General features: G+C 54.7%; 16 protein-coding genes. 10 read left to right on the forward strand and 6 right to left on the reverse strand.

The genetic code is table 11. The features are described from left to right. Window positions 1–23 precede the first annotated feature (23 nt). Window positions 24–854: a methyltransferase domain-containing protein gene (locus AC2T28_RS04340; protein ID WP_486747717.1), complete on the reverse strand. Its 831-nt coding sequence runs from the start codon at window positions 852–854 to the stop codon at window positions 24–26. A 17-nt stretch (window positions 855–871) separates the two neighbouring features. Here AC2T28_RS04340 and AC2T28_RS04345 point away from each other — a divergent pair, with 17 nt between their 5' ends. The 4 genes from AC2T28_RS04345 to AC2T28_RS04360 all read left to right on the forward strand — a co-directional run bounded on the left by AC2T28_RS04345 (window position 872) and on the right by AC2T28_RS04360 (window position 3234). Beyond that, complete coding sequence (locus AC2T28_RS04345) at window positions 872–1597, forward strand: double zinc ribbon domain-containing protein (protein WP_486747718.1); 726 nt, start codon at window positions 872–874, stop codon at window positions 1595–1597. Between the two features lie 93 nt (window positions 1598–1690). After that, complete coding sequence (grxC, locus tag AC2T28_RS04350) at window positions 1691–1948, forward strand: glutaredoxin 3 (protein ID WP_486747719.1); 258 nt, start codon at window positions 1691–1693, stop codon at window positions 1946–1948. A 15-nt stretch (window positions 1949–1963) separates the two neighbouring features. Beyond that, window positions 1964–2794, forward strand: a complete 831-nt coding sequence (locus AC2T28_RS04355) for a carbon-nitrogen hydrolase family protein (RefSeq protein WP_486747720.1) — start codon at window positions 1964–1966, stop codon at window positions 2792–2794. Then, entirely contained in the window at window positions 2794–3234 is a 441-nt protein-coding gene (locus AC2T28_RS04360; RefSeq protein ID WP_486747721.1) for a MarR family winged helix-turn-helix transcriptional regulator, read from the forward strand. Before AC2T28_RS04355 ends, AC2T28_RS04360 begins: the two co-directional genes overlap by 1 nt. 239 nt (window positions 3235–3473) lie before the next feature. Here AC2T28_RS04360 and ubiG read toward each other — a convergent pair whose 3' ends face one another. Continuing rightward, complete coding sequence (ubiG, locus tag AC2T28_RS04365; RefSeq protein WP_486747722.1) at window positions 3474–4217, reverse strand: bifunctional 2-polyprenyl-6-hydroxyphenol methylase/3-demethylubiquinol 3-O-methyltransferase UbiG; 744 nt, start codon at window positions 4215–4217, stop codon at window positions 3474–3476. 51 nt (window positions 4218–4268) lie between these two features. Between ubiG and pip the strand changes: the two genes are divergently transcribed. The 6 genes from pip to infB all read left to right on the forward strand — a co-directional run bounded on the left by pip (window position 4269) and on the right by infB (window position 11624). After that, complete coding sequence (pip, locus tag AC2T28_RS04370) at window positions 4269–5243, forward strand: prolyl aminopeptidase (protein ID WP_486747723.1); 975 nt, start codon at window positions 4269–4271, stop codon at window positions 5241–5243. Between the two features lies 1 nt (window position 5244). Next, window positions 5245–6093 (forward strand): ABC transporter substrate-binding protein, encoded by an 849-nt coding sequence (locus tag AC2T28_RS04375; protein ID WP_486747724.1) that lies wholly within the window; start codon window positions 5245–5247, stop codon window positions 6091–6093. A 186-nt stretch (window positions 6094–6279) separates the two neighbouring features. Then, window positions 6280–6858 carry a ribosome maturation factor RimP gene (gene rimP, locus AC2T28_RS04380; RefSeq protein WP_486747725.1) on the forward strand — a complete coding sequence of 193 codons (579 nt, stop codon included), beginning with the start codon at window positions 6280–6282 and terminating at the stop codon, window positions 6856–6858. After that, window positions 6858–8486: a transcription termination factor NusA gene (nusA, locus tag AC2T28_RS04385; protein WP_486747726.1), complete on the forward strand. Its 1629-nt coding sequence runs from the start codon at window positions 6858–6860 to the stop codon at window positions 8484–8486. The genes rimP and nusA overlap by 1 nt, the downstream gene beginning before the upstream one ends. A 22-nt stretch (window positions 8487–8508) precedes the next feature. Next, window positions 8509–9129, forward strand: coding sequence for an RNA-binding protein (locus AC2T28_RS04390; protein ID WP_486747727.1), 621 nt, complete (start codon window positions 8509–8511; stop codon window positions 9127–9129). 8 nt (window positions 9130–9137) lie between these two features. Then, entirely contained in the window at window positions 9138–11624 is a 2487-nt protein-coding gene (gene infB / locus AC2T28_RS04395) for a translation initiation factor IF-2 (RefSeq protein ID WP_486747728.1), read from the forward strand. Window positions 11625–11738: 114 nt separating this feature from the next. Here infB and AC2T28_RS04400 read toward each other — a convergent pair whose 3' ends face one another. The 4 genes from AC2T28_RS04400 to AC2T28_RS04415 form a co-directional block, all read right to left on the reverse strand. After that, window positions 11739–11873 (reverse strand): hypothetical protein, encoded by a 135-nt coding sequence (locus tag AC2T28_RS04400; RefSeq protein ID WP_486747729.1) that lies wholly within the window; start codon window positions 11871–11873, stop codon window positions 11739–11741. A 177-nt stretch (window positions 11874–12050) separates the two neighbouring features. Further along, on the reverse strand, window positions 12051–12449 hold the full coding sequence (mutT, locus tag AC2T28_RS04405) for an 8-oxo-dGTP diphosphatase MutT (RefSeq protein WP_486747730.1): 399 nt from the start codon (window positions 12447–12449) through the stop codon (window positions 12051–12053). Beyond that, the gene (gene argJ, locus AC2T28_RS04410; RefSeq protein WP_486747731.1) at window positions 12446–13672 is read right to left on the reverse strand and encodes a bifunctional glutamate N-acetyltransferase/amino-acid acetyltransferase ArgJ; all 1227 of its coding nucleotides are present in this window, start codon (window positions 13670–13672) and stop codon (window positions 12446–12448) included. Before argJ ends, mutT begins: the two co-directional genes overlap by 4 nt. 2 nt (window positions 13673–13674) lie before the next feature. Then, on the reverse strand, window positions 13675–14526 hold the full coding sequence (locus AC2T28_RS04415; protein WP_486747732.1) for a peptidylprolyl isomerase: 852 nt from the start codon (window positions 14524–14526) through the stop codon (window positions 13675–13677). Between the last annotated feature and the right edge of the window lie 168 nt (window positions 14527–14694).

The following is a 14694-nucleotide window of genomic DNA, read 5'->3' on the forward strand; positions in this document are numbered from 1 at the left end:
GAATAGGGAAAACCGATTAGGGGTCAATCGGGCAATTTGGTTTCCGGAACTTTTAGCGCTTCTGCCAGTCTAGCCTTGGCTGAACCGGGCCGCAGGGGTTGCTGCTGTGTATCGGACGGTGACCATCCCGTCAGGCACACCAATTCAAAAGTGGCCAGTAGGCGGTTGCTCTCGGTGGCAAAATGTTGGCGGTATAAGTGATCGGCCATTTCAAATAACAATCGCGGTGTCGGCGTTTTGGAGCGCTGGGCGATTGCGTTGCTTTCCCCCATGTCGCGCAGGTCGTGCATCAAATGGATCAGGTCACGGTACTCGGCGGTCAGCGGTACCAGATCGGCGACCGGCAGCGCCAGACCTGCGCGCTGTAACAACCCGCCCAGATCGCGAATTTCTCCCATAGGAGCTACGCGCGGAGACAAGCCGCCGGTTATTGTGGTTTCGGCCTCGGCCAAGGCGCTGCGCAGTTCGTGCAGGGTCTGCCCACCGAGCATCAGCACCAGTAGCAATCCGTCTTCTTTGAGTGCGCGACGGCATTGGATCAGCTGCCCAACCGGGTCATTTGCCCAATGCAGGCACATGGCGTGTATCACCACATCGTGCATGCCCGGTTCCAGGTCCAGCACGTCGTCGTCAGGCACGATTTTGGCGCCAGGCAGGCTGTTCTGCCAAATCTCCGCAAAAGGTGTGACGATGGCAGGTGCCGTAAAGGTTCTGTTAACCATCGATACCCGATCTTCGACCTCATCACGGGCAGTTTCATGCAGGAACAACGCCGCTGGTTTACGGCGGGCACGACGAAGGGACAGGGCCTGGTGGTCAAATAGGGGCTGCTGGGTCTGGGATGCTTGGGTCATAAGGGTTGTTTAGGCTGATGCTGAGGCAGATTCAAACGGCTGTTTCACTAATTTACCCACCTCAATGCCTGGCGTGTGGAGGCTTAGTTGAAAGCGACTTTGGCCTGTGCGGCCCATGTTGGCGTGAAACCCCCTTTATTGGCGGTTCTGTGTGCGAAAGCTGTGGTTTGCCATTGCCTGGTCAGGATGATGGATTTCGATTGGATTGTGACGACTGCATGCGACACCCTCGGGCCTGGAGCCAAGGGCGCGCGGCGTTGTTGTATCAGAATCAGGCTCGGTCTTTGGTCCTGGCGCTGAAACACCGAGACCGAGTCGATATTGCGAAGCCCGCTGCAGCGTGGATGTTGCGCGCCGCGAGTAAATTGGTTGAAGGGAGACCTTTGGTTGCCCCGGTTCCATTACATTGGACCCGATTGTTGAAGCGTCGGTACAACCAATCCGCCTTGTTGGCCCGTGAAATGGCAAGTTCGGCTGGGTTGGATTGCTGCGTGGATCTGTTGAACCGCAGAAAACGCACAGAAAGTCTGGATGGTAAAACGCGCGAGCAGCGGTTTGTAACACTGGGTGATGCGATTGTTTTGAATTCACGACATATGGAAATCGTCCAAGGGCGGGTGGTTCTGTTGGCAGACGACGTTTTGACCTCGGGGGCCACCCTGACGGCTTGCGCCGACGCCTGTTTGCAAGGAGGTGCGGCCGAGGTGAGAGTCGTAACTTTAGCCCGTGTGACCAAACAGTAACTCGCCCATCACGTTTTCGCGTGCATCTCGCAATTGTTGCAATGGCACCCCAAATCCCCCACAACGTCGAAATCGATTTAAATGGAGACCCGGATGAAAACGGTCGAAATCTATACCTCGCCTCTGTGCGGTTTTTGTCATGCAGCAAAACGCTTGCTAACCCAAAAAGGCGTGAGCTTTTCCGAAGTAGACGTTCTGGTGGATCCGGATCGCAAGGCCGAGATGATCCAGCGCGCCAATGGTGGGCGAACCGTCCCGCAGATCTTTATCGGCGAAACCCATGTGGGGGGCTGTGATGATCTTTATGCTCTAGAGCAGGCGGGCAAGCTGGACCCACTGTTGGCAGCCTGATCGCGGAGAAACATGATGCGTGCTGCCTTGTTACAGATGACATCAAGCGATGATCCGAGCGAAAATTTGGACATGGTTGAGGCCTTGCTGGAAGAGGCGGTAACGGGCGGCGCTGGGCTAGTTCTGACGCCTGAGGTGACAAACTGCGTGAGCACCAGCCGCAAGCATCAACTGGCTGTGCTGCATCACGAGGAAGAAGACCCCACACTTGCCGCGATGCAAAAGGCTGCGGCGCGTCATGGGATTTGGCTGTTACTGGGGTCGCTTGCGGTCAAAACGCATGATCCAGATGGTCGGTTTGCCAACCGACAGCTTCTGATCTCTCCCCAGGGGGAAATCACTGCGCGCTATGATAAAATCCATATGTTCGACGTGCAGGTCAGCGCCGAAGAGACCTATCGAGAATCTGATGGCTATCGGCCTGGTGACCAAGCGGTTGTGACGGATACGCCGTTTGGCAAAATTGGCATGAGCATTTGCTATGACGTGCGGTTTGGTCATTTGCACCGAGCTTTGGCACAGGCAGGAGCGGAAATTCTTACCGTGCCGTCGGCGTTCTCTCCTGTCACGGGTGCAGCACATTGGCATACATTGTTGCGGGCTAGGGCAATCGAGACCGGTTGTTATGTCCTGGCCCCTGCACAAACCGGCACTCATTCGGCCAGTCGTGGTGCGTCGCGTAAAACATATGGTCACTCGCTGGTTGTTGCCCCATGGGGAGAAATTTTATCGGATGCTGGCACCGATCGCGGAGTGACCTACGTTGATTTGGACATGGAAAAAGTGGCAGAAGCACGCAGGCGGGTTCCTGCACTGACGCATGACCGAACTTTCGACGGGCTCTAATGGACGATAATAATTCTCTTGCGGTTTCGCTGTTTAGCGAAATTTTGATGGCCGATCAGTTGGCCCGAACTCAGTTGAGCAAGGCGTTGCCCAAAGGTATGGAGCTGTCACATTTTTCGGTGTTGAACCATTTGGCCGGGGCGGGCGTCGAGCGTTCTCCTGCACAGCTTGCCAAGGCATTTCATGTGACGCGCGGTGCGATGACAAATACACTGAGCAAGCTTGAAGTGGCCGGCTATATTCATATTCGGCCAGATTGGGACGACGCACGGCGCAAAATGGTTGCGATCAGCCCAGCCGGTCACCAAGCCCGCAACCGCGCATTGGCCAGCATCACTCCGATGATTTCCGAAGTTGTGAATGATCTAGGCGGCGAGCGGGTTCGTGGGGCATTGCCGATTTTGCGAGAACTGCGCGCAAAGCTTGAAAGCGATGGCTAACCTGCGGGACCGATAAATGGGAAACGGGGTGCCTGCTCCCAGACACCCCGCTGTTTCGATAGGTTCCGTGAGTGAGACGATATCCTAAAGAAACGTAGTAGCATTCACTCGGTTATAGGCGGTAATGCCTAAATAACCCCCAGGGTCATTCCTGAGTGTTGTGCCACATGTAACAGTTGCAGAATTTGCGAGCAAAAGCGCAGAAGGATTGATGCCTATCCAAAAGTATAGGTATAGGACTATTTCTTAACGCTAGCTGTTGTGTAGTTGACGCTCAGATCCCTGTCAGAGATCGACCATCCCCAGGTAATTGGATTGAAAACAAAGCCTTTTCGATCAACGGGGGAAAGCCCGGCTTGTGTAAGAAGATCAAACAGCTCGTCCGGAGTGATGAACTTGGCCCATTCATGGGTTCCTCGTGGAAGCCAGCGCATGATCACCTCGGCGCCGACGATGGCCATGGCATAGCTTTTGGCATTCCGGTTGATGGTCGAGCAGATCTGCAAACCGCCAGTTTTTAGCAATTTTCTGGTGGCAATGAGATAGGACAGGGGATCAGCAACATGTTCGACAACCTCCATGTTCAAGACCACGTCGAATGGCTCGCCGGCCTCGGCCAAAGCTTCGGCCGTTGTATGGCGATAATCAATGTCGAGCCCTGATTGTTCGGCGTGAAGGCGTGCAACCGGCAGGTTCCCCTCTGCAGCATCAGCACCAACCACTGTTGCACCTAGGCGAGCCATAGGCTCAGACAACAACCCTCCACCACAACCGATGTCCAGCAAGCGCAACCCGGAAAAAGGATTTGGTGCGGTAAGGTCACGATCGAATTCACCGGCAATTTGTTGTGTGATATAGTCAAGACGACAGGGGTTTAGCATGTGCAACGGCTTAAACTTGCCGTTTGGATCCCACCATTCCGCCGCCATTGCTTCGAATTTGGCGATCTCGGAGGGGTCTACCGTCGATTGAGGCGCTTGCATTCCTGTCTCCGTATGTTCTTTTAGCTCTAACAATCCTTCATCAGGTCAATAATGGACAAACTTCGGGATCAAAAGCGCGCAGTGCAATATCTTTATCCGCCGATCGAAGCATATGATCAGCGGATGGTCGAGGTTGGCCAAGGACACCGTGTATATATGGAGCAAAGCGGCAACCCTGATGGGGTGCCTGTGGTTGTTTGTCACGGCGGCCCCGGAGGCGGTAGCAGCCCGGCAATGCGGCGCTATTTTGATCCTGCGGTTTACCGCGTGATCCTATTTGATCAGCGTGGTTGTGGCCGCTCGCGCCCCCATGCGTCGTGCGACGACAATACGACCTGGCATCTCGTGGCAGACATGGAAGTGATTCGCCGTTTGCTGAATATCGATGAGTGGATGGTTTTTGGTGGCAGCTGGGGGGCCACGTTGTCGCTCATCTATGCCCAAGCGCACCCAAATCGGGTTCGACATCTGATTCTGCGCGGTGTGTTTTTGATGACCAAAGGCGAGCTGGATTGGTTCTACGGTGGCGGCGCTGGGCGGTTTTGGCCAGAAACCTGGGCTAAATTCGTGTCAATGATCCCCGAGAATGAACGTGGCGATATGATTGGCGCCTATCACAAGCGGCTCTTCTCAGGTGATGTGTCAGAAGAAGTTCGGTTTGGACGTGCTTGGTCAGCCTGGGAAAACGCCTTGGCGTCGATCCATTCGAACGGCAAAGCTGGCGAAAGCCATGGTGATTATGCACGTGCTTTTGCCAGGCTAGAAAACCACTACTTTATCAATAATGGTTTTCTTGAGTCTGATGGGCAAATCCTGGCAAATATGGGCCGGATTTCCCACATTCCCGGCGTCATAGTGCAAGGGCGCTATGATATGATTTGTCCACCAATCATGGCTTGGCGATTGTCTGAGTTGTGGCCTGCAGGCAGGTTGAAAATGGTGCGCAATGCAGGGCATGCATTGTCTGAGCCGGGAATTAGTGCTGAGTTGGTTCAAGAGATGAACCGCATAGCGGAGGAGCTATAAGATGAGTCGGATTGACCGCCGTGCCCTGTTTACATCGGGTGCAGCAGCTGCGTTGCTGGCGGCCACTGGTACGTCTTTGTCCGCTGCTCCGACTCGCGGTGGTTCATTGCGTTTGGCCTTGCCGCGTGATGGCGATCTATTGGATTTGGTGGCGCGCGGCGCGATTTATGATTCGCTGACTGAAGTCGCCCCAGATGGAGTTCTGCGCGGTGAACTGGCCAGTGGATGGCACAGCAGCCCGGATGCACGAGTTTGGACTTTTGATCTTCGTGCTGGGGTCTATTTCCATGACGGCACGGAACTGACGGCAGCTGATGTGACGGCTTCACTGGCTGCTCATGATTTGCCCGACGGGGCGGAAATCCTTGGTTTCAAGGTGTTATCAAAGGTGCGGTTGCGCTTGGAGCTTGCCGACCCAAACCCCGACTTTCCTTATCTTCTTGCCGATCCTTCACTGATCATTGCAAGGGCGGGTATAATCCTCGCGCCATTGTCCGAGGCCTGTGGCACCGGGTGCTATCGTGTTGAACAATATCAGAAAGGTCGTCGTTTCGCCGCGACACGCGTCGAGGATAACTATCGTGATGGCCTGGCCGGATGGGCAGATCAGATTGAAGTGATCGTGATTCCGGATGCCAAGGTGCGGGCCGAAGCCTTGCGCGATGGATATGTTGACATTTCGGCGCTCCCGGATCCCGTGGGGCTGATCAAGCGCGGCGATTTTCGCTATCTGCCGTCGCAGCAGGATATGGCTTTAGCGACGCATTCGGGTGTTGGCGTACCAAAAGTTGTTGGTCGCCGAGCAGCATTGGATGATGGCCGAATTGCTGAGCGGTGGTGGCGGGTCTAACGCGGTATATCTACCTTTGATGGCAGTTATTGGCGCTGAATAAACTGAGGGCTTGCAGATTCGCTCTGTCCCGCCTATATCCCGTTTCAACAGCGGCGCGTCGGGCCTTGGGTACGAAGCACCATCGGAATATTCGACGGGCCGCGAGCCCGTTTTTTTGTGCTTTAATGCATGTGATGGATCAAGATGACAAACGACCTGATTGCCAAAGCTGCCATTGACCGCCGTATGGCCGAGATTATCACTCCGGTGATTGAAGATCTTGGCTATGAGCTGGTGCGTGTTCGGCTGATGTCCGGCAAAACCACCGCGCTGCAGATCATGGCTGATAAGCCTGAAGGCGGTATCGAAGTTGATGATTGCGCCGTGATATCAAATGCCGTCAGCGCAGTATTGGATGTAGAAGATCCGATCCTAGACGCCTATGCTCTAGAGGTATCTAGCCCAGGAATCGACCGACCGCTGACACGGCTGAAAGATTTCGCCATGTTTGAAGGCTATGAAGCCAAGATCGAGACTGGTGAGCTGATCGGTGGCCGTCGCCGTTTCAAAGGCGAACTGGCAGGTGTCGAGGGCGAAGAGGTGCTGATCAACATCGAAGAGGGCACCATCGGGTTGCAATTTGATTGGTTGAGTGATGCCAAGTTGGTATTGACCGACGAGTTGATCAAAGAAATGTTGCGCCAGCGAAAAGACGCAGGCGTATTAAACGAAGATGCATTCGACGAGATCGAGACCGATGGGTCCGAAGAGGAGAAAGAATAATGGCAATCACCTCTGCTAACCAACTGGAGCTCTTGCAGACCGCCGAAGCGGTTGCTCGCGAGAAGATGATCGACCCCAGCTTGGTTGTCGACGCGATGGAAGAAAGCTTGGCCCGAGCTGCCAAGAGCCGCTACGGCAGCGAGATGGACATCCGGGTGGCGATTGACCGCAAAACCGGTAAGGCCACCTTTACGCGCGTCCGTACCGTGGTCGAAGACGAAGAACTGGAAAACTACCAGTCGGAATTCACTGTTGAGCAGGCCAAGCAATACATGGCAGAGCCAGCGGTTGGCGATACCTATGTCGAAGAAGTGCCGCCAGTTGAAATGGGCCGGATTGCAGCGCAGTCGGCCAAGCAGGTGATCTTGCAAAAGGTTCGCGAAGCTGAGCGCGATCGCCAGTTCGAAGAATTCAAAGATCGCGCAGGCAGCATTATCAATGGCCTGGTCAAGCGTGAAGAATATGGCAATGTGATCGTCGACGTGGGTGCTGGCGAAGCCATCCTGCGCCGCAACGAGAAAATCGGCCGCGAAAGCTATCGCCCGAATGATCGTATCCGTTGCTACATCAAGGACGTGCGCCGCGAACAGCGTGGCCCGCAGATCTTCCTGAGCCGGACAGCACCAGAATTCATGGCTGAACTGTTCAAGATGGAAGTGCCTGAAATCTATGACGGTATCATCGAAATCAAGGCTGTAGCCCGCGACCCGGGTTCGCGCGCCAAGATCGCTGTGATCTCGTATGATGGTTCGATTGATCCCGTTGGTGCCTGTGTTGGTATGCGCGGTAGTCGTGTTCAGGCCGTCGTTAACGAACTGCAGGGTGAAAAGATCGACATCATCCCGTGGAACGAAGATCAGCCGACCTTCCTGGTGAATGCATTGCAGCCAGCCGAGGTTTCCAAAGTTGTTCTGGATGAAGAAGCCGGCAAGATCGAAGTTGTTGTCCCAGAAGAGCAACTGAGCCTGGCCATTGGTCGTCGTGGTCAAAACGTGCGTCTGGCGTCACAGCTGACTGCGCTGGACATCGACATCATGACCGAGGAAGAAGAATCGGCTCGCCGCCAGAAGGAGTTCGAAGCGCGCACCGGCTTGTTCATGGAAGCCCTAGATGTGGACGAGTTCTTTGCTCAGCTGCTGGTTTCCGAAGGGTTCACCAACCTCGAAGAAGTTGCGTATGTCGAGTTGGAAGAGCTGCTGGTTATTGAAGGCGTTGACGAAAGTACTGCTGGTGAATTGCAGGCCCGTGCCCGCGATAATCTGGAAGCTCAGGCCAAAGCTGCTCTTGATGCGGCCCGTGCATTGGGTGTCGAAGACAGCCTGATCAACTTTGAGGGTCTGACCCCACAGATGGTCGAAGCACTGGCCAAAGATGGTGTTAAAACTCTGGAAGATTTTGCGACCTGCGCAGATTGGGAACTGGCCGGCGGCTGGACCACTGAAAATGGTGAGCGAATCAAGGACGACGGAATTCTGGAACCATTTGAGATGGAACTGGAAGAGGCGCAAAATCTTGTGATGACCGCGCGGATCCTGTTGGGGTGGGTTGATCCTGCTGAGCTGGAAGTTGAGGATGAAGAATCCGAAGACGCTGACGAAGACGAACAACAGTCGGAGGTCGAGGCCTGATCTCAGGCCTCGAGTAGGTAACATGGGTCGCGGTAGCACCTCTAAGGATCGGAGTGACGGTCCAGAACGCAAGTGTCTTGCCACGGGTGAGGTGCAACCTAAGCACGGACTAGTTCGCTTTGTTGTTGGGCCTGATGGGCAGGTCTTTGCGGATGTAATGAGCAAATTACCTGGTCGGGGTGTCTATGTGACCGCCGAGCGGGATGCGATCGAAGTGGCGGTAAAGAAAAAGCTCTTTTCCCGTGGCTTCAAGACACAGGTGGCGGCGTCGGATGAGTTGGCAGATGATGTCGAGCAGCAGATTTTGCGGCGCTTGGTTGAACTGCTCAGCTTGGCGCGTAAATCAGGGGCAGCAGTTGGTGGCTATGAAAAAGTCAAAGACTGGCTGGCCAAAGAAGAGGCCCAGGTGCTGATACAAGCAATAGATGGGTCTGGGCGTGGTAAGTCAAAACTGAGCACGCCACATCATGGTAGCTACATTGGTTGCCTGACTGCAGATGAACTAGGCATGGCTTTTGGACGACAAACTGTGATACATGCGGCGCTTGCCTCTGGTGGACTCAGCAAACGTGTTGTAGAGGAAGCGCAGCGACTGCAGGGCATGCGTAAAACGGTGGGCGGCAACGGCCGCACAGAAGGATAAGTATCTTAATGAGCGATAGTGACGGCAAAAAGACTTTGGGTGTTCGTGGCGGAGCACGGCCTGGAAGCGTGAAGCAGAGTTTCAGCCATGGCCGATCCAAGAATGTCGTGGTGGAAACCAAGCGCAAGCGCGTTGTGGTTCCTAAGCCTGGTGCCGGTCGCGGTGGCTCAGGTGCAGCCCCGGTTGGTGATCCTTCGCGTCGGCCTGCAGGCATCACTGATGTGGAAATGGCCCGCCGACTAAAGGCGGTTCAGGCTGCCAAGGCGCGTGAAGCAGAAGATATCGCTAAGCGCGCGGCCGAGGAAAAGGCCCGCGAAGAAGACCGCGCCCGTCGTCGTGCCGAAATGGAACAAAAAGAACGCGAACAGCGAGAAGCTGAAGAGCGTGTCAAGGCGAAGGCCGAAGAAGAGGCGCGTAAGAAGCGCGAAGCCGAAGAAGCCAGCAAGCGCGCGGCAGCTGCACCGGCACCTTCTGAAAAACGTGCGGAAGCTGCTCCTCGTAATAATCCGGCAAACCGTCCGGCACCTGCTGCGACACCGCGTAAGGCGGACCGTGAGCGTGAACAGCGCCAGAACCGTGGCAAGGGCCCGGTAGACAATCGTCGTTCGGGCAAACTGACATTGGGTCAAGCCACTGGTGGAGCGGGCAACCGTCACCGTTCAATGGCGTCAATGAAGCGTAAGCAAGAGCGTGCACGTCAAAAGGCGATGGGCACCGTTGAGCGCGAAAAGGTATTCCGCGAAGTTCAGCTGCCCGAAGCCATTTTGGTTTCAGAGCTTGCTGTTCGGATGGCCGAGCGCGTTGGTGATGTTGTCAAATCCTTGATGAACATGGGGCTGATGGTTACTCAGAACCAGACCATCGATGCGGATACTGCTGAACTAATCATCGAGGAATTCGGCCACACTATGGTTCGCGTTTCCGACTCGGACGTTGAGGACGTCATCAACGAAACCGAAGATAAAGACGAAGACCTGAAATCGCGGCCACCGGTGATCACCATCATGGGCCACGTTGACCATGGTAAAACTTCGATCCTAGATGCGATCCGCAATGCGCGGGTTGTTGCTGGCGAAGCCGGCGGCATTACGCAGCACATCGGTGCCTATCAGGTGAAAACCAAAGATGGCGCTGTACTCAGCTTCCTAGATACTCCGGGTCACGCGGCGTTTACGTCGATGCGCTCCCGCGGTGCAGATGTAACTGACATCGTGATCTTGGTTGTGGCTGCTGATGATGCGGTAATGCCGCAAACTATCGAAGCGATTAACCATGCCCAGGCCGCCAACGTGCCGATGATTGTTGCTATCAACAAGATCGACAAACCTGCGGCGAACCCGACTAAAGTGCGCACCGACCTGCTGCAACACTCGGTCATCGTGGAAGAAATGTCTGGTGAAGTTCAGGACGTTGAAGTCTCGGCAACCACTGGTCAGGGCCTGGATCAGTTGCTCGAAGCCATTGCGCTGCAGGCAGAAATCCTCGAATTGAAAGCGAACCCTGATCGCGCGGCCCAAGGTGCCGTGATTGAGGCTCAGCTGGATGTTGGCCGTGGACCGGTTGCGACTGTTCTGGTTCAGAACGGTACTCTGCGCCAAGGCGATATCTTTGTTGTGGGTGAGCAGTACGGTAAGGTCCGTGCGCTGATCAATGACAAGGGCGAGCGGATCAAGGAGGCTGGTCCTTCGGTTCCAGTTGAGGTTCTGGGTCTGAACGGCACTCCAGAAGCTGGCGACGTTTTGAACGTGACCGAGACCGAAGCACAGGCGCGTGAAATCGCGGAATATCGTGCTCAGGCCGCTAAAGACAAGCGCGCTGCCGCCGGTGCTGCGACCACTCTGGAGCAGCTGATGGCCAAGGCCAAGGAAGACGAAAACGTCTCCGAGCTGCCAATTCTGGTTAAAGCAGACGTTCAGGGTTCCGCCGAAGCGATTGTTCAGGCAATGGCCAAGATCGGGAACGACGAAGTTCGCGTTCGGGTTCTGCATTCTGGTGTAGGCGCGATCACAGAAACCGATATCGGCCTGGCCGAAGCGTCGGGCGCACCTGTGATGGGCTTCAACGTACGTGCCAATACTTCGGCACGTAACACCGCCAACCAAAAAGGCGTCGAGATCCGGTACTACTCGGTGATCTACGATCTGGTGGATGACGTTAAAGCCGCCGCATCGGGCCTGCTGAGCGCAGAAATCCGCGAGAACTTTATCGGCTATGCGAACATCAAAGAAGTGTTCAAGGTTACCGGTATCGGCAAAGTTGCTGGCTGTCTGGTCACCGAAGGCGTAGCACGTCGTTCGGCGGGTGTACGCTTGCTGCGTGACAACGTGGTTATCCACGAAGGTACGCTGAAGACACTGAAACGCTTCAAAGACGAAGTCCCAGAAGTTCAGTCTGGCCAGGAATGTGGTATGGCGTTCGAAAACTACGACGATATCCGCCCTGATGACGTTATCGAAATCTTCGAGCGTGAAGAGGTTACTCGTACGCTTGCGTAATCGAGGCGACTTACAAAAAAAGAAAAACCCCGGCTCGAAAGAGCTGGGGTTTTTTCTTTGCAGCAGAAAAGGCCTATAAGGCCGCCATATACGAAGTTTAAGGCTACGCTGATTTTAGGCGGCCGCTTTGACTGGACGCCCTTCATATACTTTCTGGCCGACTTTTACAGCAATCCTGCCATCCGGTAGTGCGCGCACATAGGTGCCCTGAACCGAAATATAGCTTCCCATTGTGATTGTACGAAGCATGCCAAATCCTCCTTCACGGAACCGCCTGGGTTCACTTGCTACTGGGGTTAACGATATTTTGACACAAACAGTACTAACAAACCGTTTACGGGGATGTTCTGGAATGTGTTTGGCAGAACTCTGTTAAACCAGACCAATGAACCTTGGTGGGATGCAGGGTGTAGGGCTTGAAACGAACTACAGCCAATCACGCAAAATGGGGATCAGTGGTATATCGGCCGGCGGCATTGGGTAATTGCGCAGATCGTTAGGCCGCACCCATTTTAAAGTTTGGCCTTCTCTGGGCTGCGGAATGCCTTCCCATTTGCGGCAGGCAAACAGGGGCATCAACAAGTGGAAGTTTTCATAGCTGTGGCTGGCAAAGGTCAGTGGAGCCAGACAAGAGCTCCAAGTGTCGATCCCTAGTTCCTCGTGCAGTTCCCGCACCAGCGCTGCCTCGGGGGTTTCGCCTTGTTCAATCTTGCCACCTGGGAACTCCCACAGACCAGCCATGGATTTTCCTTCGGGACGCTGCGCAAGTAGTATGCGGCCCTCGACATCAATCAGGGCCACAGCCGAAACGAGAAGAGTTTTCATGACCGGTAGTCCGCGTTGATCTCGATATAGCCATGGGTCAGATCACAGGTCCAGACTGTGCTGCTGCCCTTCCCAAGACCCAGATCAACTTTGATGATGATCTCGTCCTGTTTCATCAATGCGGCGGCGTCCTCTTCGCGATAGCTTGGCGAAACCCAGCCTTTTTCGGCCACCAAGACATCGCCGAATGAGATCGACAACAGATCACGATCGGCAGCGGCCCCGGACTTGCCAATTGCCATAACAACGCGGCCCCAATTGGGATCTTCACCTGCGATTGCGGTTTTCACGAGCGGGGAATTAGCAATAGCCAGTCCGTGTATCTTTGCGTCAGCATCCGTTTGGGCGCCGGTGACTTGAATTTCAACAAACTTGGTCGCCCCTTCACCATCACGAACAACCTGATGGGAAAGATCCAGCATCACTGTCTCCAAGGCGGTGGCGAAGGCATCGCTGCCCTCGGCATTAATACCCGAAGCGCCGGTTGCACAGAGCATAAGACTGTCTGATGTTGAGGTGTCACTGTCGACAGTGATGCAATTGAAAGTCCGATCACAGAGCTCTGACAGCAACGCCTGCAGCTTGCCTTCGCCCAGCTTCGCGTCAGTGAAAATGTAGACCAACATGGTTGCCATATCGGGCGCAATCATACCCGAGCCTTTGGCAATGCCAGCGATCGTGACGGTTTGGCCGTCAATATCGACCTGCGCCGATGCGCCCTTGGCAAAGGTGTCCGTTGTCATGATCGCATCAGCGGCATCTTCGATTCGATTTTCCGACAGGCCGTCATTTAATTCGGCGATCTTGGATACAATGCGATCATGGGGCAGGGGCTCGCCTATAACCCCGGTGGACGCGGTAAATACACGAGATTCCGGAAGGCCGGTTGAGGCAGCAACGGCTGCAGTGATCTCGGCCACAGAAGTTTGGCCAAAATGCCCGGTAAAGGCATTGGAATTTCCGGAATTGACCAAAATAGCCGCGCCGTCTGCACTTGCTGATCCAAGTTTGGCCTGACAATCGCGCACCGGCGCAGACCGTGTTGCGGAACGGGTAAAGACCCCTGCCACTGCAGTACCAGGATCCATCTGGGCCAGCATCACATCGGTGCGGCCTTGGTATTTCACCCCAGCAGCAACCGAAGCAAACCTGATACCTTTGATGATTGGCAAAGCAGGGAAACCCGAAGGTGCCAGTGGCGAGCGGGGCAGGGACTGAGCCATGGTTAGTTCCTTACAAGATCTAGGTTTTGCAGGATTTCAGGCTCTAGGTCTTCAATCACCGGGCGTTCAATTTCAGCAGCAGTGGTCAGTTCAGTGACACGAGCTTCGACGGCTTCGTTCTGCAGCTTGGTTGCCAACTCACCGCGCACGGCTTCGAACTCTGGAGCTGCGGTTTTGCGACGCTCATTAAGGATGATCACATGCCAACCAAACTGTGTCTGCACAGGATCTGAGACTTCGCCGGATTTCAACTTAAGAACAGCTTCTTCGAACTCCGGTACCATACGGCCTTTGGTAAACCACCCAAGCTCGCCTCCGCTTGGGCCAGAGGGGCCTGTAGACCGCTCTTGGGCCAAAAGGGCGAAATCGGCACCGGCTTCCAGTTCCATTATTACCGATTTAGCGTCGTCTTCGGTTTCCACAAGAATATGGGATGCGTTAAACTCGTCGCCGCCATCACCATCAGAATATGCCTCGTCATAGGCGGCTAGCAGCGCTTCTTCACTTGAAGCCTTCTCCATAACCATTTCGATCACATCAGCAGCCAACAACGAGCGAGCCTCGTTTTCTAGCGAAAGTTCAACATAATGTGGCACTTCACCGTGCAAGGCTTGCTTCAAAGCGGTTTGCTGAATCAGCTGATCCAAAATTGCATTGTACAACACGTCTGCTGGAAGCTGTTGATACTGGGCCGGTAGCGTCGCACGCGAGATGATCATGTGGCCAAGTGTGATCTCTTCGCCGTTGACGACGGCAACAACCGTATTAGCATGTGGAGCTGCAGCAGCAGGCAAGGGTAGAGCAAGCAGAGCGGCCAAAGCCACGCGGGGCAAAAAAGTGAGACCTTTGCGCATTCGATTCTTCCTATTTTGTTGCCGCAAACGGGCATAGCGTTGACACTGTAAACCCTGCCGCTTACATCGCTTAGTGGCCGTGGCAGGACCGTCATTCATACCCGTGTCTATGGGTTGTGGGCAAGGCGGGCAACCCTACCGGATATTAGGGCCCAAGACAGGATCGTT

This window comes from Parasedimentitalea nitratireducens (genome assembly GCF_057444295.1).

What these genes read in the sequence shown, in the direction of transcription:
- argJ (WP_486747731.1), bottom strand. Translation starts at nt 13,672, where the DNA reads ATGGCTCAGTCCCTGCCCCGCTCGCCACTGGCACCTTCGGGTTTCCCT.
- nusA (WP_486747726.1), top strand. Translation starts at nt 6,858, where the DNA reads ATGGCAATCACCTCTGCTAACCAACTGGAGCTCTTGCAGACCGCCGAA.
- AC2T28_RS04360 (WP_486747721.1), top strand. Translation starts at nt 2,794, where the DNA reads ATGGACGATAATAATTCTCTTGCGGTTTCGCTGTTTAGCGAAATTTTG.
- rimP (WP_486747725.1), top strand. Translation starts at nt 6,280, where the DNA reads ATGACAAACGACCTGATTGCCAAAGCTGCCATTGACCGCCGTATGGCC.
- AC2T28_RS04355 (WP_486747720.1), top strand. Translation starts at nt 1,964, where the DNA reads ATGCGTGCTGCCTTGTTACAGATGACATCAAGCGATGATCCGAGCGAA.
- AC2T28_RS04345 (WP_486747718.1), top strand. Translation starts at nt 872, where the DNA reads ATGCTGAGGCAGATTCAAACGGCTGTTTCACTAATTTACCCACCTCAA.
- AC2T28_RS04375 (WP_486747724.1), top strand. Translation starts at nt 5,245, where the DNA reads ATGAGTCGGATTGACCGCCGTGCCCTGTTTACATCGGGTGCAGCAGCT.
- grxC (WP_486747719.1), top strand. Translation starts at nt 1,691, where the DNA reads ATGAAAACGGTCGAAATCTATACCTCGCCTCTGTGCGGTTTTTGTCAT.
- infB (WP_486747728.1), top strand. Translation starts at nt 9,138, where the DNA reads ATGAGCGATAGTGACGGCAAAAAGACTTTGGGTGTTCGTGGCGGAGCA.
- AC2T28_RS04400 (WP_486747729.1), bottom strand. Translation starts at nt 11,873, where the DNA reads ATGCTTCGTACAATCACAATGGGAAGCTATATTTCGGTTCAGGGCACC.
- AC2T28_RS04390 (WP_486747727.1), top strand. Translation starts at nt 8,509, where the DNA reads ATGGGTCGCGGTAGCACCTCTAAGGATCGGAGTGACGGTCCAGAACGC.
- AC2T28_RS04415 (WP_486747732.1), bottom strand. Translation starts at nt 14,526, where the DNA reads ATGCGCAAAGGTCTCACTTTTTTGCCCCGCGTGGCTTTGGCCGCTCTG.
- mutT (WP_486747730.1), bottom strand. Translation starts at nt 12,449, where the DNA reads ATGAAAACTCTTCTCGTTTCGGCTGTGGCCCTGATTGATGTCGAGGGC.
- AC2T28_RS04340 (WP_486747717.1), bottom strand. Translation starts at nt 854, where the DNA reads ATGACCCAAGCATCCCAGACCCAGCAGCCCCTATTTGACCACCAGGCC.
- ubiG (WP_486747722.1), bottom strand. Translation starts at nt 4,217, where the DNA reads ATGCAAGCGCCTCAATCGACGGTAGACCCCTCCGAGATCGCCAAATTC.
- pip (WP_486747723.1), top strand. Translation starts at nt 4,269, where the DNA reads ATGGACAAACTTCGGGATCAAAAGCGCGCAGTGCAATATCTTTATCCG.